The 22,910-nt window shown below is 60.4% G+C and carries 19 protein-coding genes; 15 read left to right on the forward strand and 4 right to left on the reverse strand.

Features of this window, described 5'->3' with window-relative positions; all coding sequences use genetic code 11:
- The first annotated feature begins 99 nt into the window (after nucleotides 1-99).
- The gene (locus GGD46_RS27330) at nucleotides 100-2,961 is read left to right on the forward strand and encodes a M16 family metallopeptidase (protein WP_184709781.1); all 2,862 of its coding nucleotides are present in this window, start codon (nucleotides 100-102) and stop codon (nucleotides 2,959-2,961) included.
- Nucleotides 2,962-3,100: 139 nt separating this feature from the next.
- Nucleotides 3,101-3,613, forward strand: coding sequence for a DUF2867 domain-containing protein (locus GGD46_RS27335; RefSeq protein WP_184709868.1), 513 nt, complete (start codon nucleotides 3,101-3,103; stop codon nucleotides 3,611-3,613).
- On the opposite strand, the gene GGD46_RS27340 is transcribed toward GGD46_RS27335, so the two are convergent.
- Nucleotides 3,591-4,682, reverse strand: coding sequence for a TraB/GumN family protein (locus GGD46_RS27340; RefSeq protein WP_184709783.1), 1,092 nt, complete (start codon nucleotides 4,680-4,682; stop codon nucleotides 3,591-3,593). The genes GGD46_RS27335 and GGD46_RS27340 overlap by 23 nt on opposite strands.
- Nucleotides 4,683-4,811: 129 nt before the next feature.
- Nucleotides 4,812-5,747 carry a tyrosine recombinase XerC gene (locus GGD46_RS27345; protein ID WP_184709870.1) on the reverse strand — a complete coding sequence of 312 codons (936 nt, stop codon included), beginning with the start codon at nucleotides 5,745-5,747 and terminating at the stop codon, nucleotides 4,812-4,814.
- A gap of 243 nt (nucleotides 5,748-5,990) precedes the next feature.
- Between GGD46_RS27345 and GGD46_RS27350 the strand changes: the two genes are divergently transcribed.
- From GGD46_RS27350 to GGD46_RS27360, 3 genes are all read left to right on the forward strand, one after another.
- Complete coding sequence (locus GGD46_RS27350) at nucleotides 5,991-6,935, forward strand: GNAT family N-acetyltransferase (protein WP_184709785.1); 945 nt, start codon at nucleotides 5,991-5,993, stop codon at nucleotides 6,933-6,935.
- A gap of 26 nt (nucleotides 6,936-6,961) precedes the next feature.
- A complete protein-coding gene (locus GGD46_RS27355; protein ID WP_184709787.1) occupies nucleotides 6,962-8,095 on the forward strand; it encodes an AAA family ATPase in 1,134 nt (377 codons plus the stop codon).
- A gap of 109 nt (nucleotides 8,096-8,204) precedes the next feature.
- Complete coding sequence (locus GGD46_RS27360; RefSeq protein WP_184709789.1) at nucleotides 8,205-8,900, forward strand: uridylate kinase; 696 nt, start codon at nucleotides 8,205-8,207, stop codon at nucleotides 8,898-8,900.
- Between the two features lie 129 nt (nucleotides 8,901-9,029).
- Here the strand turns inward: GGD46_RS27360 and GGD46_RS27365 are convergent, their stop codons facing one another.
- Entirely contained in the window at nucleotides 9,030-9,524 is a 495-nt protein-coding gene (locus GGD46_RS27365; protein ID WP_184709791.1) for a hypothetical protein, read from the reverse strand.
- A gap of 887 nt (nucleotides 9,525-10,411) precedes the next feature.
- On the opposite strand from GGD46_RS27365, the gene GGD46_RS27370 reads away from it, so the two are divergent.
- From GGD46_RS27370 to GGD46_RS27405, 8 genes are all read left to right on the forward strand, one after another.
- Entirely contained in the window at nucleotides 10,412-10,789 is a 378-nt protein-coding gene (locus tag GGD46_RS27370) for a hypothetical protein (RefSeq protein ID WP_184709793.1), read from the forward strand.
- A gap of 154 nt (nucleotides 10,790-10,943) precedes the next feature.
- Entirely contained in the window at nucleotides 10,944-13,175 is a 2,232-nt protein-coding gene (locus GGD46_RS27375; protein WP_184709795.1) for a primosomal protein N', read from the forward strand.
- 109 nt (nucleotides 13,176-13,284) lie between these two features.
- Entirely contained in the window at nucleotides 13,285-13,668 is a 384-nt protein-coding gene (locus GGD46_RS27380) for a DUF4345 domain-containing protein (protein WP_184709797.1), read from the forward strand.
- A gap of 262 nt (nucleotides 13,669-13,930) precedes the next feature.
- Nucleotides 13,931-14,497: a F0F1 ATP synthase subunit delta gene (locus GGD46_RS27385; RefSeq protein ID WP_184709799.1), complete on the forward strand. Its 567-nt coding sequence runs from the start codon at nucleotides 13,931-13,933 to the stop codon at nucleotides 14,495-14,497.
- Nucleotides 14,497-16,026 (forward strand): F0F1 ATP synthase subunit alpha, encoded by a 1,530-nt coding sequence (gene atpA / locus GGD46_RS27390; protein ID WP_184709801.1) that lies wholly within the window; start codon nucleotides 14,497-14,499, stop codon nucleotides 16,024-16,026. Before GGD46_RS27385 ends, atpA begins: the two co-directional genes overlap by 1 nt.
- A gap of 29 nt (nucleotides 16,027-16,055) precedes the next feature.
- Nucleotides 16,056-16,940 carry a F0F1 ATP synthase subunit gamma gene (locus tag GGD46_RS27395; RefSeq protein WP_184709803.1) on the forward strand — a complete coding sequence of 295 codons (885 nt, stop codon included), beginning with the start codon at nucleotides 16,056-16,058 and terminating at the stop codon, nucleotides 16,938-16,940.
- Nucleotides 16,941-16,963: 23 nt separating this feature from the next.
- A complete protein-coding gene (gene atpD, locus GGD46_RS27400) occupies nucleotides 16,964-18,394 on the forward strand; it encodes a F0F1 ATP synthase subunit beta (RefSeq protein WP_112504441.1) in 1,431 nt (476 codons plus the stop codon).
- 77 nt (nucleotides 18,395-18,471) lie between these two features.
- Nucleotides 18,472-18,879 carry a F0F1 ATP synthase subunit epsilon gene (locus GGD46_RS27405; protein ID WP_113215361.1) on the forward strand — a complete coding sequence of 136 codons (408 nt, stop codon included), beginning with the start codon at nucleotides 18,472-18,474 and terminating at the stop codon, nucleotides 18,877-18,879.
- 337 nt (nucleotides 18,880-19,216) lie between these two features.
- On the opposite strand, the gene GGD46_RS27410 is transcribed toward GGD46_RS27405, so the two are convergent.
- Nucleotides 19,217-20,122 carry a LysR substrate-binding domain-containing protein gene (locus GGD46_RS27410; protein WP_184709805.1) on the reverse strand — a complete coding sequence of 302 codons (906 nt, stop codon included), beginning with the start codon at nucleotides 20,120-20,122 and terminating at the stop codon, nucleotides 19,217-19,219.
- A 117-nt stretch (nucleotides 20,123-20,239) separates the two neighbouring features.
- On the opposite strand from GGD46_RS27410, the gene GGD46_RS27415 reads away from it, so the two are divergent.
- Nucleotides 20,240-21,385: an iron-containing alcohol dehydrogenase gene (locus GGD46_RS27415; RefSeq protein WP_184709807.1), complete on the forward strand. Its 1,146-nt coding sequence runs from the start codon at nucleotides 20,240-20,242 to the stop codon at nucleotides 21,383-21,385.
- Between the two features lies 1 nt (nucleotide 21,386).
- The gene (locus tag GGD46_RS27420; RefSeq protein ID WP_184709809.1) at nucleotides 21,387-22,886 is read left to right on the forward strand and encodes an aldehyde dehydrogenase family protein; all 1,500 of its coding nucleotides are present in this window, start codon (nucleotides 21,387-21,389) and stop codon (nucleotides 22,884-22,886) included.
- Nucleotides 22,887-22,910: the final 24 nt, after the last annotated feature.

Consider the following 22,910-nt stretch of genomic DNA (forward strand, 5'->3'; position numbering starts at 1 on the left):
CAGCCGAGCCGGGTGCTGGGTTGCAATGAAAGCCCGATGATGCGATGTACGACCTTTGTGCATCGCATCATCGAAGCTCTCCCATTCATCGAAGTCGGCATGTCACGTCAAATCCCAGCACTTTTCGTATCTCTGCAACTCTCCATTGCCGTCGTATTCACGGGCCTTGTGGTTGGTGTGGCGCCGGCGCGCGCCGAAGCCCCTGCTACTGGCTGGCCGCAGGCCGCCAGCGATCTTCCGGTGGAGCAAGGCATTCGCTTCGGCACGCTGCCCAACGGCATGCGCTATGCCATCATGCACAATGCGACGCCGGCAGGGCAGGTGGCGATCCGCTTCCGCATCGGTAGCGGCTCGCTGCAGGAAAACGACAATCAGCAGGGATTGGCGCATTTCCTCGAACATATGGCCTTCAAGGGGTCGACCCATGTTCCTGAAGGCGAGATGATCCGCACCCTCCAGCGCCTCGGCCTGGCTTTCGGTGCCGATACCAACGCCTCCACGAGCTACGGTGAGACCACTTATTCGCTCGATCTGCCCGAGGCCGATGCCGAGCGTGTTTCTACCGGCCTGATGCTGATGCGCGAGACGGCAAGCGAGCTGACGCTCGATGCTGGTGCGTTCGACCGCGAGCGCGGGGTCATCCTTTCTGAAGAAAAGTTGCGCGACACGCCGCAATATCGAGGCAGCATGGGCTTCCTCAATCAGGTGCTGTCCGGCCAGCGGGTGACGCAGCGGCCGCCTATCGGGAAGACCGATATCATCAGCAACGCGCCCGTCGATCTGGTTCGCGATTACTATCGCGCCAACTACCGGCCGGAGCGCGCGACGCTGATCGTGGTCGGCGATGTCGATGCTGCCGCTATCGAAGCCGATATCCGCGACCGTTTCGGTAACTGGACTTCCCACACGCCCGCACCGGCTGCCATCGATCTGGGCACGCTTGAGAAGCACGGAGAACGCGTCGCGACCGTCGTCGTGCCTGGCGGAGCCACCCGCGTGCAGATTGCCTGGACACGACCATATGACAGCGCGCAGGATACGGTCGCCAAGCGCCGCCAGCAGTTGATCGAGGGTATCGGCCTTGCCGTTCTCAACAGGCGAATATCGGTTTTGGCGCAGCAGCCCGACGCGCCATTCGTCAGCGCGCAGGCAGGCTCTCAGAATCTGTTGAAATCCGCTCGTGCTACGCTTATCGCCGCCGATACCAATCCGGACAGATGGCAGGCGGCACTTGCCGCCATCGATCAGGAGCAGCGCCGGATTGCCCAGTTCGGCGTCGCGCAAAGCGAAATCGACCGAGAGCTTGCCGAGTATCGTTCGATGCTGCAGGCGGCTGCCGGTGGTGCCACGACGCGCACAAGCCCCGATATTGCCGGCGCTCTGGCCTGGAGCGTCGGTGCCGATGTCGTCTTTACCTCGCCTGCGGACGACCTCTCGTTGTTCGATGCCGCGATGAAGGGACTGACGGCGGCCGAGGTCAACGAAAGTCTCAAGCTTGCCTTTGCCGGCAACGGCCCGCAGCTGGTGCTGCAGAGTCCGCAAATGCCCGAAGGCGGCGAGGCGGCCGTCGAAAAAGCCTATGCCGCTTCGCGTGCGGTTGCCGTCAGCGCACCGTCGCATGCGGAGGCGGTCGCGTGGCCATATACCGATTTCGGACCTGCTGGCGCCGTCGTCGAGCGGCGAGTGGTCGACGATCTCGGCGTTACCATGGTGCGGTTTGCCAATGGCGTCCGCTTGACCGTCAAGCCGACCAAGCTTCGCGCAGACGAGATACTGGTTCGCGCCAATATCGGCCGCGGCCTGCTTGATCTGCCGCATGACCGCCCGCTGCCGATCTGGGCGGCGCCTGCAGTTTCGCTCTCCGGTCTCAAGGCGATCGGCTACGAGGACATGCAGAAGGCGCTGGTCAGCAAGGTGGCCGCCAGCGACTTTTCCATCCGGGACGGCGCTTTCAGGTTCGAAGGCGCCACGCGGCCGAGCGATCTTGTAACCCAGCTGCAGCTCATAACAGCCTATATTTCCGATCCGGTCTATCGGCCGGATACCTTCAAGCGGGTGCAGCAGGCTTATCTGAATAGCCTTGCTCAACTTCAGGCGACGCCTGGCAGCGTGGTCGGCCGCGATCTTCCCGGCCTTCTGCATTCCGGCGATCCACGCTGGGCTTTTCCGGACCGTGCGCAATTGCTCGACACCAAGCCGGAAGAATTCGAAGCATTCCTGCGGCCCTATCTTGCCAAGGGGCAGATCGAGGTCATCATCGCAGGCGATGTCGCCGTGGATGACGCCATTCGCCTGACGGCCGAGACTTTAGGCGCGCTACCTGCCCGGCCGGATGCGCGAGAGCAGGCTGCCGACAACGATGCGCGTTTTCCGGCTCCGACGGCGGAACCGGTCGTGCGGCTTCAGAATGGGCGAAGCGACAATGCCGGTGCGCTCGTCGCCATGCCGATCGGCGATTTTCTTTCCGACTTGCCGCGCGCCGCGGCCGCCAATGTCACGGGCGCGATCTTCCGCAATCGGCTGATCGATCAATTCCGTGTCGCTGAGGGCGCGACCTACAGCCCACAGGGCAGTGTCGATCTATCCAAGTCGGTGCCCGGCTATGGTTTCGGTTATGTCTATGTGGAGACGACGCCGGCGAAGGTGGACCACTTTTTCGATCTCGTAAGCAAGATCGCCGCCGACTTGCGCGACAAGGAGGTCTCATCCGATGAGTTGACGCGAGCAAGATCGCCGATCGTCGAGGAGATCAAGCGGTCCCTGCAGACCAACAATTATTGGCTGGAGAGCCTTCACGATGCGCAAACGGATCCGCGCCGCCTGGATCGTATCCGCCGCGGCATAGACAACTATCAGTCGCTGACGGCGCCGGACATCCGCACGATCGCCACGCGATATCTGAAGCCCGAGACGGCCTGGCGCCTGAAGATTTTACCGGCCGATGGATCGGCTGTTCGCTAGAGCGTAATGCGCCGCGCACTTTTCCTGGAGATGTTCCAGCGCCGATCCTACCTCGGGTAAATTGCCGCAGCCGGCTTTATCGCTGCGGTTGTTTTGCCCGATATGATAGTCTGCAGACATCGAAATGACAGGTGAAATGATGTCTGCAAAACCCTTGATGGTGAAACCGCATATGCCGCATCCCGCTTTGCCCGGGGCGGATTGGGCGGATTGTTTCGAGCTGCAGGTGCCGAAATCGGATCTTACGGCAATAGCTGCGGCGCGTGCGATGCTTGGTCGTTTTCCGCCCTGGGTGCGGCTGCTGATGTCGCTGCGCAATTCGGTGACGAGCATATTCGGATTGAAATCCACCGGCAGTGATCTGGCGGGCAACAAGGAAACGATCGGCTTCTTTCCGATCGTCAGCCAGTCGGACGATCAGGTCGTTCTGGGCTTTGACGATCGCCATCTCGATTTTCGCGTCGTCATCGACGTGCGGGACGATGGTCGGGGGCGCCGGCTGGTCGACACGACGACGCTGGTGAAGCGAAAGATATTGCTTGGACGAATCTATATTGCCCTGATCACGCCGTTTCATCGGCTGATCGTCGCGAGGATGCTGGCCGATTTCGGCAGGCGCATGAATTCCGCTAGTTTGCCTGCGTCACCGTGAAGCCCTGCTTGCGCAGCAGCGCGACGAGGCCCTTGTCGCCAACGAGATGCAGTGCACCGATGGCGATGAAGGCGTTGCCCTTGTCGAGGATCGGCGCAGATCGTTCGGCCATAACCTTGTTGCGGTCGAGGATGATGCGCTGCTCGAAGGCGGCGGTATCTTCGTCAGTGATCTTCTGGCTGGGCTCGATGATCTTCAGCATCGGCACCATCGCGCCGATATTACCGGCGAGATAGAGATCGGTCATCGTTTCGTTGACGTCGTTGATCTTGTCGCCGAGCTCGAGCGTCTGGATCAGCGATTTCAGATGCAGCGCGATCGGCAGATCGCTCATTGCCTTAGCCTGTTCGGCCAGGGTCTCGAGCCCCTTCACCTGCTTGCCTTCGGCAGCGGCATCGCTCGCCAGCTTCTGATCGAGGAATTTGGCGCCGGCGGTCTTGCGGCGAACCTCGCAGCCCGTCATTTCGAAGGAGCTTGCGATCAGCCACGGCTGCATGCGGGAGACGGCGGCAAGAACGATGCCGCGTTCCTTCAATCCCGCCTCAAGGCGCGCATTGTCTTCGGTGGAAAGATGCTCGCTGATGGTCGATCCATCGGTGATCATCGTCAGCGACGGATTGGCGAAGAGGGCGGCGGCCGCCTTCTTGTCATCGAGAATCTCGTCGGATTCGACAACGATCGTGTCGGCCGAAGCCACGGCTTCGGCCGCTCCCTTCGGCATGGCGAGCACGCGCGTATCGGAGACATGCATCGTGCCGAGCATCCAGGACGGCTTCAGGCCTGGCTTCTCGATCTTCCAGAAAATGCCCTTGCCGTTTTCCACCTTGTCGCCGGCTGCGATGATGGAGGCATACTTCGCCGGATCGGTCTTCTGCAGCTCAGCCATCAGATCCTTGCCGCCGCACTTGTCCGAGACAGCCTGGTCGGCATGAACAGGCTGCAGCGTCAGCAGGGTCGCGATCAAGATAACGGCCAGCATCAGCGGAAAGGCCGTTGCAAGCCAAAGCAGGATATCGGCAGGCGCCGGTTTCGCAGGCCGCGTCATCTTGGATCCGAGGGCAGAAATCATCTAAACCTTCCGCTGGCAAAGGCGACGGCTTCTAGAGCGCGAAAATGGCTTTCGAGAGACGTGCAGAACAAGCCTCTGCTCTACCCTTTGTAAACGCATTTTTCCTTAACGCAGGGGGTTAATGCTTTCTTATGCCCGCGGGTGGGCTCGATCATAGACCTCGAGCAATCGTGAGGAATCGATCCCGGTATAGACCTGCGTTGTCGAAAGGCTGGCATGGCCGAGCAGTTCCTGGATAGTGCGAAGATCGCCACCGCCGGCCAGCAGATGGGTGGCGAAGGAATGGCGAAGCGCATGCGGCGTGGCGGTGTCCGGCAGGCCGAAGGCGCCGCGCAGCTTCTGCATTCCGTGCTGGATGATGCCCGGCTGCAGCTTGCCGCCGCGCGCGCCGCGGAAAAGCGGTCCATCGGCATCGAGATGGTAAGGACAGATCTTGCGATAGTGCTCGACCGCTTCGATAACGACGGGAAGCAGCGGCACCAGCCGCGTCTTGTTGCCCTTGCCGGTGATGCGCAAAGAGGTGGCACCCGGTGAAAAATCCTGCGGCTTCAGGTCAAGCGCCTCGGAAATGCGCAGGCCGCAGCCGTAGAGCAGGGTTAGGACCGCGGCGTCGCGTGCGGCGATCCACGGCTCCTCGTGCAACTGCGCTTCGTCGCTGACGACGGTGATCGCCTGGGTATCGGAGAGAGGCTTGGGAAGCGACTTCGGCTGTTTCGGCGAGCGCACGGCGGCGGCACCGGCGGCATTCACCAGGCCCTTCTTCTCGAGGTAACGCAACAGTGAACGAAGGCCGGCAAGATTGCGGCCGAGCGAACGGGCGCCGGCGCCATCCTTGCGGCGGGCGGCGAGAAAGGCACGAAAGTCGGCAGGGCGCAATGCGTGAATATCCGCGATCGTTGCCGGGCCGCCGAGGTGGCCGGTGAGGAACGTCAGGAACTGCCGCGTGTCGCGCTCATAGGCGTTCAGCGTGTGCGCTGCGAGCCTGCGTTCCTGACCTAGCGCGTCGAGCCAGCGGCTGCGTTCGGCCATCAACCCTGAGTCGGCGATGATCAATAATTCGTTCAGTGGAAAACCCCTTGAAATTCGGATTCCTTCTGCCACTTTGAAAGAGGGAAGGTTATGGAATCACTAACTTTCCCGCTGAACCGCTTGCATTTTTCATGCGCTGCGGGAGCAACGGCACTTTAAAATGACGGCATGTATCCGCCCCCAAGCCCCCGACGGTTCAGCGGCTATGTGCGAGGCGCTTGTCATGCTTCGATCATATTCGATTGCGATAGAATATATCCCAACCATTCAGGACACTTCATGGCGCGTCGCGGCTCGATAACTGCATTGGGACAGCTCGCAGAAACGATTGCTTTGGTGTCCCAGGGCCAGCCCGGACATATCGTCGATACTTTGATTGCCGAGCGCGGCCAGAAGATCGTGCGCAATCCGCTCTGGCCGCTCATGCGCCCGTTTCTCTACACGCTGCTGCGCTACAACAAGGCGATCGAATTCGCCGATGACGTCGCCAAGCTTTCCGGCTTCCAGTGCTTTGAATATATGAGCGATCTGCTGCGGCTCGACATCGGCGTGAGCCATGCCGATCGCATTCCCGCATCCGGCGGTTTCATTCTCGTGAGCAATCATCCGACAGGCATCGCCGATGGCGTCGCCGTCTTCGATCTCCTGAAATCGCGCCGGCCCGATATGATGGTGTTTGCCAATCGAGATGCGGTACGCGTCAATCCGCGCTTTGCAGAGATGATCATCCCGGTCGAATGGCGCGAGGAACACAAGAGCAAGCCGAAGACGCGCGAGACGCTGCAGCTGACGAACCGGGCGGTTGCCGACGGCAAGGTGACGGTGCTGTTTCCCTCCGGTCGCATCGCCTATTGGGCGAACGGCAAGCTGAACGAGCGGCCCTGGAAGACGTCAGCCGTAGGGCTGGCGCGCAAGTACAATCTGCCGATCCTGCCCGTGCACCTGACGGCGCGCAATTCCGGCCTGTTCTACTGGTTCGCCAAATGGTCGACCGAGCTGCGCGACATGACGGTTTTCCACGAGCTGCTCAACAAGCGCGGGGACCGGTTCGATTTTCTCGTGGGCAACCTCATCCCGGTCGAGCATCTGGACGGTGACGTCAACGAGGTAACGAAGGCGCTGGAGAGGCATACGGTCTTCGACCTTGCGGCCGATGGCAATGCAACTTTCTCTCCGGTTGTGCTACCCAGGCGGGATGAAGCCCTGGTATCGCATTCTCTTTGACACGGGAATCGGCTAGACCGCAGGGCATGCTGCTACGCTCCATGTCTGCCCGGAACTATCGCTCCTTGCGCTCGATCCGAATGGATCTCTCCGATGTCAACCTGTTCATCGGCGAGAATGGTGTCGGCAAATCCAACCTCTATCGCTCGCTGCAGCTGGTGCAGGCGGCGGTTCGCGGCCGGCTGGCGCATGAAATCTCCGGCGAAGGTGGCATGTTCTCGACCATGTGGTCGGGCAAGCGTCGTTCGCATGAGTCTGCGCGCATCCGCTTCGATGTCGAGTTGCTCGACATGGAGCGCGCCGCGACCTTCCGCTACTGGATCGAGGCCGGCATGAAGCCGCCGACTGCCGCGGGGTTTTCTCTCGAGCCGCAAATCAAGGCCGAGGTACTTTCGTTCGAAGCCGGGCGCAGGCCGGTGACGATGATGAAGCGCGAAGGGGCCGGTATTTCGGTGCGCGGCGAAACTGGACGTATGGAAGCCTATCGTGAGCAGGCTTTACCGTCGGAAACTGCAATCGCGCTGCTTGGCGATGCCGGACATTATCCGGAGATTGGCACCTTCCGGCGAGCTGTTGACGCCTGGCGCTTCTTTCATGGCTTCCGCACTGATCGCGCTTCGCCGCTGCGCGGGCCTTGTCTCGCGGTCACGTCGCCAATGCTGGATGAGGACGGAGCCAATATTGCCGCTGTATTCGCGACGCTCGCGCATATACGAGGAGATACGGTCGAACTGGATCGGGTTCTTGCCGCGGCGCTCGGTGGCGCGCGGCTTGTCGTACCCGAGCCGCAGGAAACGGCGGATTTCGGGTTGATGCTGCCCGAGTTTCCCAACCGCGTCTTCCAGCCGCGCGAGCTTTCCGACGGCCAGATTCGTTTTCTCGGCCTTGCTGCCGCCTTGATGTCCTATCGCCTGCCTCCGCTGATCGCGCTCAACGAGCCGGAGGCGAGCTTGCATCCAGACATGCTGCCGCCGCTTGCCGATATGATCGCGCAGGCGGCCAAGACCAGCCAGATCTGGATCGTTACCCATTCCGAGGTTTTGGCGCAGGCCGTGCGTGAGCGCTGCGGCGCAAAGCCGCGCCGCGTAGTCCGCGAGGACGGCTCCACCTGGATCGACGGCATGCGGCTGACCGGCATGATCGATGAGGGCGATGAATAATAGATGTTGGAGCTTTTACCGTACCTGCTCAATGTCCCGGGGAAATCGGCAAGGGCAAATTTCGGCCGGGATTTTTAGCACTTAGATTTATTGAAATGGGATTGCCGACATGACCTCAGCGGATAGAGCTGCTCTCTTGAACGACTTGGCAGCCATGATTGCGAGCCGGGAAATGGCGCGGCCGCTTCGCGTCGCGATCGACGGCAGGACGGCTTCGGGCAAGACCACGCTGGCGAACGAATTGGCCGAGTGCCTCAGAGGCCGCGGGCGACAAATCATCCGCACCTCGATCGATGGCTTCCATCGGCCGAAGGTGGAGCGTTATGCGCGCGGTCGGCATTCCGCCGAAGGTTACTATTACGATGCGCGTGATTTTCCCGCCATCCATGCGCTGCTTTTGAAACCCCTGGGGCCTGGCGGCGACAGGTGGTATCGCACGGCCTCGTTCGATCTGCACAAGGACGTGCCGATCGAACAGGATCCGCAATTCGCGCCAAATGACGCGATCCTCATCGTCGACGGCACCTTTCTGCAGCGGCCGGAGCTGCGGCAAGGCTGGGACCTCGCCATCTTTGTCGAAACCTCCGAACATGTCTCCGAGCAGCGCGGCATTGCACGTGACACGGCACTTCTGGGCGGAGCGGAGACGACCCGCCAGCTCTACGCCGATCGATACCGGCCCGCCTTTGCTCTCTATGAAAGCCTGGCTGCGCCTGCTTTTTCCGCCGATGCGATAATTAACAATGACGATTTTGATCGGCCGACCCTTCGGATTCGTGAGGGCGGCAGGCTGTCTGCTGTGTAAAACAATCTCTAATGTTGGTGGATGTGTTTAGCAGATGCGTTGGTCAGGGGAGGTACTCACGTCGGCTCATTTCCGACAGCATTTATAGGATGCTAACAAGGCATCACTGTCGAGGATGACGTGCCGAGTTCAGGCGGGATCTTTGATATCAGGGCTGTAAGTATAAATACCGTCCCATTCGACTCCGTTTTTTTGTTCAACCCGCTTAAAATGGGATTTTAATGGAAGTCCTGTCTCAACGGATATCCAAATCTTAATGGAGTCAACCTGTTCGGGAGACAGGTGGTCGTAGGACCAAATCTCGGTTCGAACGCCATCTATCGTTTCGCTGCCAACATGTTGGCAATTCTCGAGATCACTGGTTTTTGAATATTGGCGCGGTTCTACGTGCCACGGCTCTGAACCTTCACGCCACCACTGTTTGGCATCAACAAATAGGCTGGTGAAACTGATTGCCATGAGACGACTGGTGCCGTCCAGTCGAGCCCGTGACGTGGCATTGAGTTTTTCCGACATCGCCCTGACAGGCGCGCATGCATCATCTGTCGCAAAAGCGGGTGTCGTTCTGGCGATGTGGGTGCACGTCGCAAGTGCCGCCGTCAGGGCTATGATGGATTTTTTCATGGAAGCCTCTCCCAGGGTGGCCGTTGATCATGAAATACTAGAGGTAGTAAAGGCTGTCACGCGGCTGGTGAGGGTTACTGTTTCTCGTGCCATCCAGCAGCTACTGCCTTGACTGAGATTGACAATGGATATGCTACCCGCTGCTCCGCTGCGGCCAACACCGACTATTGAAGGTATTGATGTACAGGCCCTGATATTCACCGCATTTGGATGCCATCCCCATTTTGCCTTTAGTCGTCCACCACTCCCGGGTTTCCTTTTGCGTCCGTCCGGGGCATGGTTTGGCGCAATGAGCAAAGATTCTTCCGATCTGTTCAGTGCGCTTTTCGAGGCGGCACCCGCAAAGCCTGTGATGAGCCGTACGGTTCTCCTGTCTCTGCCGGCACCGAGAGCAATGTGAGCCCGGAGCATCGGTTCCTGTCCATCACAGGGAAATCCGAATAGCCTCCGGTTTCCACTCGATGCGAAATCGAATAACCTCCTTTTTACTGGAGATGGCCAACGAGAGCATTGGGGATGTCTATGCATGCGGTCTACTGTGGGCTCACGAGGGCAGTTGCCCTAGGCATTCTGAGTATTTTTCCCGCATTTTTCTTTGTTTCCTGCTCGACGGTCGGCGGAGCTGGCGGTCAATCTCATCCCGTAGCGGCGAGCAAATTGACAGGTCCCGCTAAAGACAAAGCGGCCGAACGCCGGCGATGGGAGGACAGAGTCCAACGGGATAATCAGCTAGATCCAAGCGGATCGGCGCCGGGCTCCTATGGCTCCTTCGGTCGCCGTTTCACTTGGTGAGCGAGAGATTTTCAAATCACAAAATCGCTTAGGCAGTTCATAATTGCCGTTCCTGTTCGAGTAGCCAGCCCTCATATTCAGCACCACGGATACCAATGCGAAACTTCGTCTATGGGATGGCAACCGGAGCATTGCTCACCATGGTGGTGACTATGGGGCCTACCGTGGTTGAATCTGTCGAACATGTTTGGGGGCTGATGCATAGCACTTGGGCACCGACACCGTCCGGGCCTTCCTTGCCTCTCTCGGCATATGAGGTGCATCGGCTTGCCGCCGTGGCCGCGATGAGGGATTATTGCAACATCTATTTCGAAGAGACCGAGAAGAGCGACCGACTGGGAATGCGATTTAGAGACAGTCAAGACCCGGATAAACTTGAAATCCTTCATAGGTTGACTGAAAGCTTCAAGAGCGAAGATTGTGATGATCTACTTCGCCGATTTCCCGATATGATGAAATATGTGGACTTCTAAAATTAATATCTGCCTCGTGCGGAAAATGGTCCTTGTCGGCATCATTGCCTAACGCGGAATACTCTCCACAGCTGCAGACCATTCGCATTTTGCGGGTGATCGTATAACACTCCCGGGTTTTCTTTTGCATCCGTCCGGGGCATGGTCTGGCGCAATGAGCAAAGATTCTTCCGATCTGTTCGGTGCGCTTTTCGAGGCGGCGCCCGCGAAATCTGTGATGAGCCGTACGGTTCCCGTTCTCGTGCCGATGCCGGCGCCGAGGGCCTATTCCTATGCCGTGCCGGAGGGCATGGCGGTGGAGCCGGGCTCCGTCGTGCAGGTGCCGCTCGGGCCGCGGCAGGTCATCGGCGTCGTCTGGGATGGCGATGATGATGGTGGCGTCGATCCGAAGAAGCTGCGGCCGATCAGCCATGTGTTCGATTGTCCGCCGCTCGGCAAGCAAATGCGCGATTTCATCGATTGGGTTGCCACTTACACGCTGTCGCCGCCGGGGCTTGTGGCGCGCATGGCACTCCGCGCGCCCGCCGCCTTCGATCCTGAGCCGATGATCGAGGGCCTACATTTCATCGGAGGTCAGCCGGAGAGGCTGACGCCGGCCCGCGCCAAGGTAATGGAGATTGCCGCCGATGGGTTGTCCTGGACGCGGCTTGGCCTCGCACACGCGGCCGGTGTTTCCACCAGCGTCGTCGACGGGTTGATCTCGCAAGGCATTTTCGAGACCATCTTCCTGCCGCCACCGCCGGTGGTCGCCAAGCCCGATCCGGAATTTACCGCCTCGCGGCTGCAGGGGCCGCAGAAGGATGCGGCCGACGAGATCCTGGCCGATGTGCGCAAGGGTGAGTTCGCAGTTTCGCTGATCGACGGCGTCACCGGGTCCGGCAAGACCGAGGTCTATTTCGAGGCCATTGCCGAAACACTGAGGCGCGGCAAGCAGGTGCTGATCCTGTTGCCGGAGATCGCGCTGACGGCAAGCTTTCTCGAGCGCTTTCAGGATCGCTTCGGCGCCAAGCCGGCCGAATGGCATTCCGATCTTGCGCCGAAAATGCGCGAGAAGGTCTGGCGTCAGGCCGTCACGGGCGAAGTCAGGGTCGTGGCCGGCGCTCGCTCGGCGCTGTTCCTGCCATTCGAGGATCTCGGCCTCATCATCGTCGACGAAGAACATGATCCTGCCTACAAGCAGGAGGATCGCGTCTATTATAATGCGCGGGACATGGCCGTGGTGCGCGGCCGCATCGGCGATTTCCCGGTCGTGCTGGTGTCGGCAACGCCCTCGGTCGAAAGCCAGGTCAACGGCCAGAGCGGGCGCTACACGACAATCCATTTGCCGACGCGCTATGGCGATGCGGCACTTCCCGACCTGCATCTGATCGACATGCGCCGGCACGCGCCGGAGCGCGGCGGCTTCCTTTCGCCGGTGCTGTTGCGCGCGATTGGCAAGACGGTCGCCAAGGGCGAGCAGGCGCTGTTGTTCCTCAACAGGCGCGGCTATGCGCCGCTGACGCTCTGCCGTGTCTGCGGCCATCGTTTCCAGTGCCCGCAATGTTCGAGCTGGCTGGTGGAGCACCGGTTCCGCAACCAGATTCAGTGCCACCAATGCGGCTATGCCGAGCGCACGCCGGAAGCCTGCCCGGAATGCGGCACGCTCGATCATCTCGTCGCCTGCGGGCCGGGCGTCGAGCGTATTGCGGAGGAGGTGGAGCGCCACTTCCCCGACGCGCGGACGATCATGCTCTCCTCAGACATTGCGGGTGGCGTCAAGCGGCTGAGACTGGAGCTCGATGCGATCGCCAAGGGCGAGGCCGATATCGTCATCGGCACGCAGCTCGTCGCCAAGGGTCATAATTTTCCGCTGATGACGCTGGTCGGCATCGTCGATGCGGATCTCGGCCTTGCCAATGGCGATCCGCGCGCGGCCGAACGGACATTCCAGCTCCTGTCGCAGGTCACGGGTCGAGCGGGGCGAACGGGCTTGAAGAGCCACGGATTGCTGCAGACCTATCAGCCGCAGCATCCGGTCATGCAGGCAATCGTTTCTGGCGATGCCGGTGCCTTCTACGAGCGCGAGATTTTGGAGCGCGAAAGGGCCATCTTGCCGCCCTTCGGCCGGCTGGCCTCGATCATCGTCTCAGCCGATAGCAGGCAGGATGCGGAGGCCCATGCCCGCGGCATGCGCAACGCCGCACCGCAGGTTTCCGGCATTGCGGTGCTTGGCCCGGCCGAGGCGCCGATCGCGCTCGTGCGTGGCCGCCACCGTTTCCGCCTGCTGGTGCATGGCCGGCGCAATTCCGATATGCAGGCCTTCCTTCGAGCGATGCTGGCTCAATCACCGAAGGAGCGCGGCTCCATACAGGTGCAACTCGACATCGATCCGCAAAGCTTTCTGTGATTGGCGCGGCAGATATATTGACTGCGCCTTTCCCTGTCTGACCGGATCATGCCATAAGTCGCCGTCTCACTTACGTGATTTGCGCGCGGCTGATTTTTGAGGGTGACCGATGGAGCTTTATTTTCCGACCGAATTCGGCGAGCGGCTCGCCTATTGTTCGGCCGCAGCAACGGCGCTGATCGGCTTCTTCATGATGTTTGCGCCGGGTTACACCTATCGTATTCTCAAGCTTCAGGTGCGCGAAGGACGAACGGAAGCCTACGGTGAGGCGCGCTCGGCCGGCGGTTTCATGCTCGGCTTCGGGCTTGTGGCGATCCTGCTTGCGCAGCCGATGATTTATCTTGCGCTTGGCGCGTCCTTCGGCGTCGCGGCGTTCGGCCGCATTCTCGCGATAATGTCCGACCGCGGCAGTGTAATCGTCAGTCTTCTCCTTCTGGTTGTGCAGGCGATTCTTGCCGCGCTACCTTTCCTGTACGGGCTGGGCTATATTTGAGCCGAAAAGGGCTTCTGCGCGGCCGTATTTGCACGCGCTATCCCCATGCTTTTGAATTTTTGCCATCATAAATTCGCCCGAATGGCGTATTCGGCGAATACGCGTGTTGCGAGTCTCAATATCCTATGTTAGACGAACCCCGAATTTCGGATGAGGCAGGAGCGTATTCCTGCTGATTTCTGGGGGAAATCAAAACGAATTCAAGGGCATATGGCTTCCGTTTTCCGGGAGTCGGGTTCTTGGGTTGAAATCAGGGAATTTTGTGCCCGTGGCAGACACATCCCAGCATGTTTCTGGCGTTGCAGAACGATATGCCTCGTCGCTGTTCGATTTGGCCCTTGAAGAGGGTGCAGTGCCGGCAGTGACTGCCGATCTCGATCGGTTCCAAGCCATGCTCGACGAGAGCGACGATCTGAAGCGTTTCGTCCTCAGCCCGGTCTTCTCGGCCGACGAGCAGGTCGGTGCGATCCAGGCACTGGCAACGAAGGTCGGCTTCGGCGCTTACGTCACCAATTTCTTGAAGCTTGTGGCCAGCAATCGGCGCCTTTTTGCGCTGCCGGGCATGGTCAAGGCTTTCCGCATCATCGCCGCACAGCATCGCGGCGAGATTTCCGCCGAGGTTACCTCGGCTCATGCGCTCACTCAGGCGCAGGAAGATGAATTGAAGGCGGCGCTGAAGGGCGTCACCGGCAAGGACGTGGCAATAGCCGTCACGGTCGATCCTTCGATCCTCGGTGGTCTGATCGTCAAGGTCGGTTCCCGCCAGATCGATACGTCCCTTCGCACCAAACTCTCCACCCTTAAGCTTGCATTGAAAGAGGTCGGCTGATGGATATCCGCGCCGCGGAAATTTCCGCAATTCTGAAAGATCAGATCAAAAACTTCGGCAAGGAAGCTGAAGTCTCCGAAGTCGGCCAGGTTCTCTCCGTCGGTGACGGTATCGCCCGCGTCTACGGTCTGGACAATGTCCAGGCCGGTGAAATGGTCGAGTTCCCCGGCGGCATCCGCGGTATGGCGCTGAACCTGGAAGCCGACAACGTCGGTGTGGTTATTTTCGGCTCCGACCGCGACATCAAGGAAGGCGACACCGTCAAGCGTACCGGCGCCATCGTCGACGTTCCGGTTGGTCCGGAACTGCTCGGCCGCGTCGTCGACGCTCTCGGTAACCCGATCGACGGCAAAGGCCCGATCAACGCGACCCGCCGTTCGCGCGTCGACGTCAAGGCTCCCGGCATCATTCCGCGCAAGTCGGTTCATGAGCCGATGTCGACCGGCCTCAAGGCCATCGACGCTCTGATCCCGGTTGGCCGCGGCCAGCGCGAGCTCGTCATCGGCGACCGCCAGACCGGCAAGACCGCCATCATTCTCGACACGATCCTGAACCAGAAGGCCATCCACGATGCCGGTCCGGACAGCGAAAAGCTGTACTGCGTCTACGTCGCCGTCGGCCAGAAGCGTTCGACCGTTGCCCAGTTCGTCAAGGTGCTCGAAGAGCGCGGCGCATTGAAGTACTCGATCATTGTCGCTGCGACCGCTTCCGATCCGGCTCCGATGCAGTTCCTGGCTCCGTTCGCCGGTTGCGCCATGGGCGAATACTTCCGTGACAACGCCCAGCACGCGCTGATCGGCTACGACGACCTTTCCAAGCAGGCCGTTGCCTACCGTCAGATGTCGCTGCTGCTGCGCCGCCCGCCGGGCCGCGAAGCTTATCCGGGCGACGTTTTCTACCTGCACTCGCGTCTCCTCGAGCGCGCTGCAAAGATGAACGACGAGAAGGGCGCTGGTTCGCTCACCGCTCTCCCGGTCATCGAAACGCAGGGTAACGACGTTTCGGCCTTCATTCCGACCAACGTGATCTCGATCACCGACGGCCAGATCTTCCTCGAAACCGACCTGTTCTATCAGGGCATCCGCCCGGCTGTTAACGTCGGTCTCTCGGTTTCGCGCGTTGGTTCGTCCGCTCAGATCAAGGCGATGAAGCAGGTTGCCGGCTCGATCAAGGGCGAACTCGCCCAGTATCGCGAAATGGCCGCCTTCGCCCAGTTCGGTTCCGACCTCGATGCCGCAACGCAGCGCCTGCTGAACCGTGGTTCGCGTCTGACGGAACTCCTGAAGCAGCCGCAGTTCTCGCCGCTGAAGACGGAAGAGCAGGTTGCGGTGATATTCGCCGGCGTCAACGGCTACCTCGACAAGCTACCTGTCAACCAGGTCGGCAAGTTCGAGCAGGGTCTGCTGTCGTACCTCCGCTCGGAAGGCAAGGACATCCTCGACACCATCCGCACCGAAAAGGCCATCAGCGATGCGACGAAGGGCAAGCTCACCGCTGCTCTCGACAGCTTCGTAAAGTCTTTCACGTAATCGGGCCCAAGCTCTAGGACGGACCAAGGATGCCTTCACTCAAGGATCTGAAAAACCGGATCGCCTCCGTCAAGGCGACGCAGAAGATCACCAAGGCGATGAAAATGGTCGCGGCGGCGAAGCTTCGGCGTGCGCAGGAGGCGGCCGAGGCCGCCCGGCCTTACTCGCAGCGCATGGCTGCTGTTCTGGCTAACATCTCGGCTGCCGTCAGCGATGCTGACGGTGCGCCGCTGCTGATGACCGGAAACGGCAAGAGCGATGTGCATCTGCTCGTCGTCTGCACGGCCGAACGCGGCCTTTGTGGCGGCTTCAACTCGCAGATCTCGCGCTTCGCCCGTGATCATGCCCGCAAGCTTCTGGCCGAAGGCAAGACGGTGAAGATCTTCACCGTCGGCAAGAAGGGCTATGACGTTCTTCGCCGCGAATATGCATCGCTGATCGTCGAGCGCAAGGAACTGCGCGACGTCAAGCGTATCGGTTTCGACAATGCCGATGTCATCGGCAAGCGCGTTATCGAAATGTTCGAAGCTGGCGAATTCGACGTTTGCACGCTGTTCTACTCCGAATTCAAGTCGGTGATCAGCCAGGTGCCGACGGCACAGCAGCTCATCCCGGCTTCGGCTCCTGCCGTCGTCGAAGAAGATGCAGCCCACAAGGGCGCCGTCTACGAATACGAGCCGGATGCGGCTTCGATCCTCGCGGACCTTATCCCGCGCAACATCTCCGTCCAGATCTTCCGCGCGTTGCTCGAAAACGTCGCCGGCGAGATGGGCGCCAAGATGAGCGCGATGGATAATGCGACGCGCAACGCTGGTGAGATGATCAATAAGCTGACGTTGAGCTACAACCGTCAGCGCCAGGCTCAGATCACCAAGGAATTGATTGAAATCATTTCGGGCGCGGAAGCGCTCTGAGGTTAGGAAAAGAGGGTAAGAATATGGCTGACGCAGCTACCCCCGCAGGTTCTGTCGGTAAGGTTACGCAGGTTATCGGCGCCGTTGTGGACGTTGCTTTCGACGGCGAACTCCCGGCAATCCTGAATGCGCTTGAAACCGACAACAACGGCAATCGTCTGGTTCTCGAAGTCGCACAGCACCTCGGCGAAAACTCCGTTCGTACGATCGCCATGGACTCCACCGAAGGTCTGGTTCGCGGCCAGCCGGTCAAGGACACGGGCGCACCGATCTCCGTTCCGGTCGGACATGAGACGCTCGGCCGTATCATGAACGTCATCGGTGAGCCGGTCGACGAAGCCGGTCCGCTGAACACTGCCAAGAAGCGCGCCATCCACCAGGATGCTCCGTCCTACGTCGAGCAGTCCACGGAAGCACAGATCCTCGTCACCGGCATCAAGGTCGTCGACCTGCTCGCTCCTTATGCAAAGGGCGGCAAGATCGGCCTGTTCGGCGGCGCCGGCGTTGGCAAGACCGTTCTCATCATGGAACTGATCAACAACGTCGCCAAGGCGCACGGTGGTTACTCGGTCTTCGCAGGCGTGGGTGAACGTACCCGCGAAGGCAACGACCTCTACCACGAAATGATCGAATCGGGCGTCAACAAGCATGGCGGCGGCGAAGGCTCCAAGGCTGCGCTGGTTTACGGCCAGATGAATGAGCCGCCGGGCGCACGCGCACGCGTCGCTCTGACCGGTCTGACGGTTGCTGAAAACTTCCGCGATGAAGGCCAGGACGTTCTGTTCTTCGTCGACAACATCTTCCGCTTCACGCAGGCTGGTTCGGAAGTGTCGGCTCTGCTCGGCCGTATTCCTTCGGCCGTTGGTTATCAGCCGACGCTCGCTACCGACATGGGTCAGATGCAGGAACGCATCACCACCACGACGACGGGCTCGATTACCTCTGTTCAGGCTATTTACGTTCCCGCCGACGATTTGACCGACCCGGCTCCGGCAACCTCGTTCGCCCACTTGGACGCAACGACGGTTCTGTCGCGCTCGATCGCTGAAAAGGGTATCTACCCGGCCGTCGACCCGCTCGACTCCACCTCGCGCATGCTCGACCCGCTGGTCGTCGGCGAAGAGCACTACGAAATTGCTCGTAAGGTTCAGTCGACGCTCCAGCGCTACAAGGCCCTGCAGGATATCATCGCCATCCTCGGCATGGACGAACTTTCCGAAGACGACAAGCTGGCCGTTGCCCGCGCCCGCAAGATCGAGCGCTTCCTGTCGCAGCCGTTCTTCGTCGCCGAAGTCTTCACCGGCTCGCCGGGCAAGCTCGTCGCTCTCGAAGACACGATCAAGGGCTTCAAGGGCCTCGTCAACGGCGAATACGACCACCTGCCGGAAGCTGCCTTCTACATGGTTGGCTCGATCGACGAAGCGATCGAAAAGGCCAAGAAGCTGGCTGCCTAATCAGGCCAATCCATCGGCGCGCGGCATTGCCTGCGCGCCTTTGCCTTGCGAATAAGACAATCGAAAAGTGACGGGCCATGGCTGACAATTTCAATTTCGAACTGGTTTCTCCGGAGCGCCTGCTGCTGTCGGAACAGGTTATCGATGTCGTCATCCCCGCCAGCGAAGGCGAGATGACGGTCATGGCGAACCATGCGCCGACCATGACCACGATCAAGCCGGGCGTCGTCAAGGTGCATTCGGCTTCGGGCAAGAAGCAGGACTACGTCGTATTCGGCGGTTTTGCCGATATCCTGCCGACCGGTTGCACGCTGCTCGCCGAATCTGCCGTTCCGGTGGAAGATATGAGCCGCGATGAGCTGGATCGCCGCATCAATGCGGCCAAGGCTGAGCTTGAGGATGCCGAGCATCACGAGCACAAGTCGCGCCTGGAACATTTCATCATGGAACTTACGCATCTGCGCGGCTCGATCCCGCAGGATTGATGCGGCCTGGCGATGATGAGTGAGATGAAAGCGGTCCCTATGGGCCGCTTTTTTGTTGGAAGGCCCGGGGCGGGCCATCCTGGCCCTTCGAGGCTACGCCCCTTCGACAAGCCGAGGAGGCGTCGCACCTCAGGGCGAGGATGGAGTTGGCTGGCCCGGTCATCGATACGCTTTGATGCTTCGCGGTAGTTTGGCAGCAGCGTGGGAAGATCAGCCTCATGGTGAGGCGGCGCGTAAGCGCCCTCGAACCACGAGGGCGGGTGGGGAGAGACCGTAACTGCTGCAAGCGAGCGGGTTCCTGCGCCCGGACGGCGAGAATAGCCGTCGCGAAATCGTATCAGGCTTGTTGCCCTTCAAGCAGGAACCGATGCAATTGCACTGCCTCAGGGGAGAGCGAGCGAAAGCGCGGGGCGCCGAGATAGTATCCGAAGCCGCTCTCCACGCGGTCTTTGCCGATGGTGACGAGCGCGCCGGATTGCAGATATTCCTCGATGAGGCCGAGACTGCCGAGCGCTATGCCTTCACCCCTGAGGGCTGCTTCCACCGCCATGATGTAGGTCGAGAAGGAAAGCCGCGGTCGCGGCAGCTTGCCCTTCAGCGGATCGCCGATGCGGCCGAACCATTGGCGGAAACTGATCCAGTGGGCGTTGGCGCGCTCATAGTCGATGAGATCAAGCCCGGCGATGTCGACCGGTGTCAGCGCCTGCGGGTCGAGGCCGCGAACCGCCAGATAGTCGGGCGATGCGATCGGCACCAACACCTCCTTCAGCAGCGGCGTCAGGCTCCAGCGCGGGTGCTCGCCCGTGGAATAGATGATGATGAGGTCGTTGTTCTCTGAGGCGAGTTCGGAATGCACGTCCGTCGTCAGCAGGCGCACCGAGATACCCGGGCTCTCCTTGCCGAAATCCCTCAGCCGCTGCCCGAGCCAGAGATGCGAGATGGAGCCGCTTGCCGCAATGGAAATGATCTCGCCCGTCCCGGTGCGAAAAGGCTCAAGGCTTTCCTCCAGATATTCCAGCGTAGCCCGTACGCGCTGAAACAGCCGCTCACCATCCGGCGTCAGCGTCAGGTTTCGGCCGCGCCGGGTAAAGAGTGTCGCGCCGAGATGATCTTCAAGCCCCTTGATGCGGCGGCTGACGGCGGCCTGGGTGATGTTCAGCTCGCGACCGGCGCGTGAAAAGTTCATGGCCCGCGCAGCCGCATCGAACACGCGGAAGGCCTCCAGCGGTATTTTTTCTAGCATCGGCCCTCCATAACTTCAGATCATCAATATTCCCGATAATTGCCTGGATTTGAAGATCTGAAATTGTGATGCAGGATTGTGACATCATTTTCAGGTGCTTTTCTAAGGTGATCCCGCGTGTCCTTTTCCATTTCCGCCATTCCTGACATACGCTTCGGTGAGGATGCGCTCTCCGGCCTTCCCGCTGCGGTCAAATCCTTCGATGGCGTCGGTGCCGTTCTGCTTGTCATCGACGCCTTCCTGGCGCAGTCCGGCCTTGCCGCGAAGATCAGCGCCGAGCTTGCCGAAGTGGGCGTAAAGACGCAGGTCTTTTCCGACTTTGCCGGCGAGCCGAAACTTGCGCATCTGCATGCTGCGATCGCCGCGGGGCAGGGCGCCGATATGGTGATCGGCATCGGAGGCGGCTCGGCGCTCGACATTGGCAAGATTGTCGCCTGCTGCATCGCGTCGGGCGAGGATCCGATGCATTATGCGCTGGCGGCCAACCCGCTGCCGAAAAACCCACTGAAGAAGATCATGATCCCGACGACCGCCGGCACCGGTTCGGAGACCTCGGCCACGAATATCTTCGCCGGTCCCGAGGGCAAGAAGCTCTGGATCTGGGGACCGGAAACAAAGGCCGATCTCGTCATTCTCGATCCGGCGCTGACGAAGACCTTGCCCGCCAACCTGACGGCATGGTGCGGCCTCGATGCCTTTATCCATGCCTTCGAGGCGGCGACGAACCGCAACACGCATCGCGGTGCGCAATTCTATGCGCATCAGGCGCTGCGTTTGATCACCAGTGCTCTTGAGACGGCTGTAAAGCACCCTGATGATATTGCGGCGCGCGGCGATGTGCTGCTCGGCTCCTGCTTTGCCGGCATTGCTATCGACAATTGCGGCACGGCGATCGCGCATAATATCAGCCATGCCCTGGCGGGCCTTGGCCCCGTTCATCATGGTCTCGCGACCGCGCTCGGTTTCGAAGCGACGCTTGGCTGGCTGGTCGAAGCCGATACGCCGGAACTCAATGCTGCCGCGAAGGCATGTGGTGTCAGGAGTGCCGCTGAACTTCCTGCGTTCGTCTCCGGCTGGATGGATCGCTGCGGGATCACGCGCTCGCTTCCGGTTGCCTTCAAACCCTTCAATGACACCGACCTTGCCCGCGAAATGCGCGCACCCGAAAACCAGCCCATGAGGCGCTCGACGATCCGCGACGTGACGGATGCCGATATCGACCGCTTTGCCGCCAGCATCATGGCGCTGCCGAAAGGAATCTGAAATGACCAAGAATTATACGCGCGACTATTGGGAAAGCGTTCTCTCCGGCCTTAAGCCGGAAGGGCGTCACTTCATAAACGGCGTTCATCGCGCCGCCGCCTCGGGCGAGACCTTCACCCGCATCCGGCCGATGGATGGCAAACCCGGTGCTGAGCTTGCGCGCGGCGATGCCGCCGATATCGATGCTGCGGTCGCCTCCGCCCGCGCTGCCTTCGAAAGCGGCACCTGGCGCAAGAAGGAGCCGTTGGAAAAGAAGAAGATCATGCTGAAATGGGCCGATCTCATTCGTGCCAATGGTGATGAGCTGGCCATGCTGGAGACGATCGATGTCGGCAAGCCGGTCATGGCGTCGCTTGGTGTCGATGTGCGCCTCTGCGCCGACGGCATCCAGTTCTACGGCGAAATGATCGACAAGATGTATGACGAGATTGCGCCGACCGGCCCGAACGCCCGGGCACTGGTGCGCAAGGTGCCTCTCGGTGTCATCGGAGCGATCACGCCCTGGAACTATCCGATGATCATCGATGCCTGGAAGCTGGGGCCAGCAATCGCTGCCGGCAATTCCGTCGTGCTGAAGCCGGCCGAACAGTCCTCGCTTTCCGCCATTCGTCTTGCCGAACTCGCGATCGAAGCCGGTATTCCCGCCGGTGTCTTCAACGTCGTCACGGGCTACGGCGAGGAGACTGGCAAGCCGCTGGCGCTGCATATGGATGTCGACATGATCGCCTTTACCGGCTCGACCGAAGTCGGCAAGCTGATCATGGGTTATGCGGCACAATCGAACGTCAAGCGCGTGGCGCTGGAGCTCGGCGGCAAGTCGCCGCTGGTCGTCTTCGAAGACGCCGATCTCGATGCCGCCGCCGTCGCGGCTGCCTGGGGTTGCTTCTATAATTCCGGCGAGACCTGCCATGCTTCGACCCGCCTCATCGTGCAGCGTTCGGTGCAGGACAGACTGATCGAGAAGATCGAGGCAGTGACTCGCTCCGACATAGCGCTCAAGCATCCCCTCGATCCCTCGGCGCAGATCGGTGCCTTGATCGAGGAAGAGCATATGAACAAGGTGCTGGCGATGATCGCAGCCGGTGAGAAGGAAGGCGCACGCCGTGTCTTCGGCGCCGAGCGCGTCCTGAGCGAGAGCGGCGGCTATTATGTTTCGCCGGGTGTCTTCGTCGACATGACCAACGATATGAGCCTGGCGCGTCAGGAGATCTTCGGCCCGGTTCTCGCAGCCATCCCCTTCGATACCGAAGAGGAAGCGCTGAAGATCGCCAACGACACGATCTATGGGCTGGCCGGTGGGGTCTTTACCAAGGACATGGATCGCGCTCACCGCTTTTCCGAAGAGATCCATGCGGGTACGGTGTGGATCAACACCTATGACATGTCGAACTTCGCCACGCCGTTCGGCGGTTTCAAGCAGTCCGGCTTCGGTCGTGACCGTTCGGTGCATGCGATCGACAAGTACTGCGATTACAAGACGATCTGGCAGCAGTTCGGCTGAGAGATTGATATCGGGATGATCCCC

Source organism: Martinezella lusitana, assembly GCF_014207095.1.
GTDB lineage: Bacteria > Pseudomonadota > Alphaproteobacteria > Rhizobiales > Rhizobiaceae > Rhizobium > Rhizobium lusitanum_B.

What these genes read in the sequence shown, in the direction of transcription:
- GGD46_RS27380 (WP_184709797.1), top strand. Translation starts at nt 13,285, where the DNA reads ATGGAGCTTTATTTTCCGACCGAATTCGGCGAGCGGCTCGCCTATTGT.
- GGD46_RS27340 (WP_184709783.1), bottom strand. Translation starts at nt 4,682, where the DNA reads ATGATTTCTGCCCTCGGATCCAAGATGACGCGGCCTGCGAAACCGGCG.
- GGD46_RS27410 (WP_184709805.1), bottom strand. Translation starts at nt 20,122, where the DNA reads ATGCTAGAAAAAATACCGCTGGAGGCCTTCCGCGTGTTCGATGCGGCT.
- GGD46_RS27330 (WP_184709781.1), top strand. Translation starts at nt 100, where the DNA reads ATGTCACGTCAAATCCCAGCACTTTTCGTATCTCTGCAACTCTCCATT.
- GGD46_RS27355 (WP_184709787.1), top strand. Translation starts at nt 6,962, where the DNA reads ATGCTGCTACGCTCCATGTCTGCCCGGAACTATCGCTCCTTGCGCTCG.
- GGD46_RS27375 (WP_184709795.1), top strand. Translation starts at nt 10,944, where the DNA reads ATGAGCAAAGATTCTTCCGATCTGTTCGGTGCGCTTTTCGAGGCGGCG.
- GGD46_RS27420 (WP_184709809.1), top strand. Translation starts at nt 21,387, where the DNA reads ATGACCAAGAATTATACGCGCGACTATTGGGAAAGCGTTCTCTCCGGC.
- GGD46_RS27405 (WP_113215361.1), top strand. Translation starts at nt 18,472, where the DNA reads ATGGCTGACAATTTCAATTTCGAACTGGTTTCTCCGGAGCGCCTGCTG.
- GGD46_RS27350 (WP_184709785.1), top strand. Translation starts at nt 5,991, where the DNA reads ATGGCGCGTCGCGGCTCGATAACTGCATTGGGACAGCTCGCAGAAACG.
- GGD46_RS27360 (WP_184709789.1), top strand. Translation starts at nt 8,205, where the DNA reads ATGACCTCAGCGGATAGAGCTGCTCTCTTGAACGACTTGGCAGCCATG.
- GGD46_RS27370 (WP_184709793.1), top strand. Translation starts at nt 10,412, where the DNA reads ATGCGAAACTTCGTCTATGGGATGGCAACCGGAGCATTGCTCACCATG.
- GGD46_RS27335 (WP_184709868.1), top strand. Translation starts at nt 3,101, where the DNA reads ATGTCTGCAAAACCCTTGATGGTGAAACCGCATATGCCGCATCCCGCT.
- atpA (WP_184709801.1), top strand. Translation starts at nt 14,497, where the DNA reads ATGGATATCCGCGCCGCGGAAATTTCCGCAATTCTGAAAGATCAGATC.
- atpD (WP_112504441.1), top strand. Translation starts at nt 16,964, where the DNA reads ATGGCTGACGCAGCTACCCCCGCAGGTTCTGTCGGTAAGGTTACGCAG.
- GGD46_RS27395 (WP_184709803.1), top strand. Translation starts at nt 16,056, where the DNA reads ATGCCTTCACTCAAGGATCTGAAAAACCGGATCGCCTCCGTCAAGGCG.
- GGD46_RS27365 (WP_184709791.1), bottom strand. Translation starts at nt 9,524, where the DNA reads ATGAAAAAATCCATCATAGCCCTGACGGCGGCACTTGCGACGTGCACC.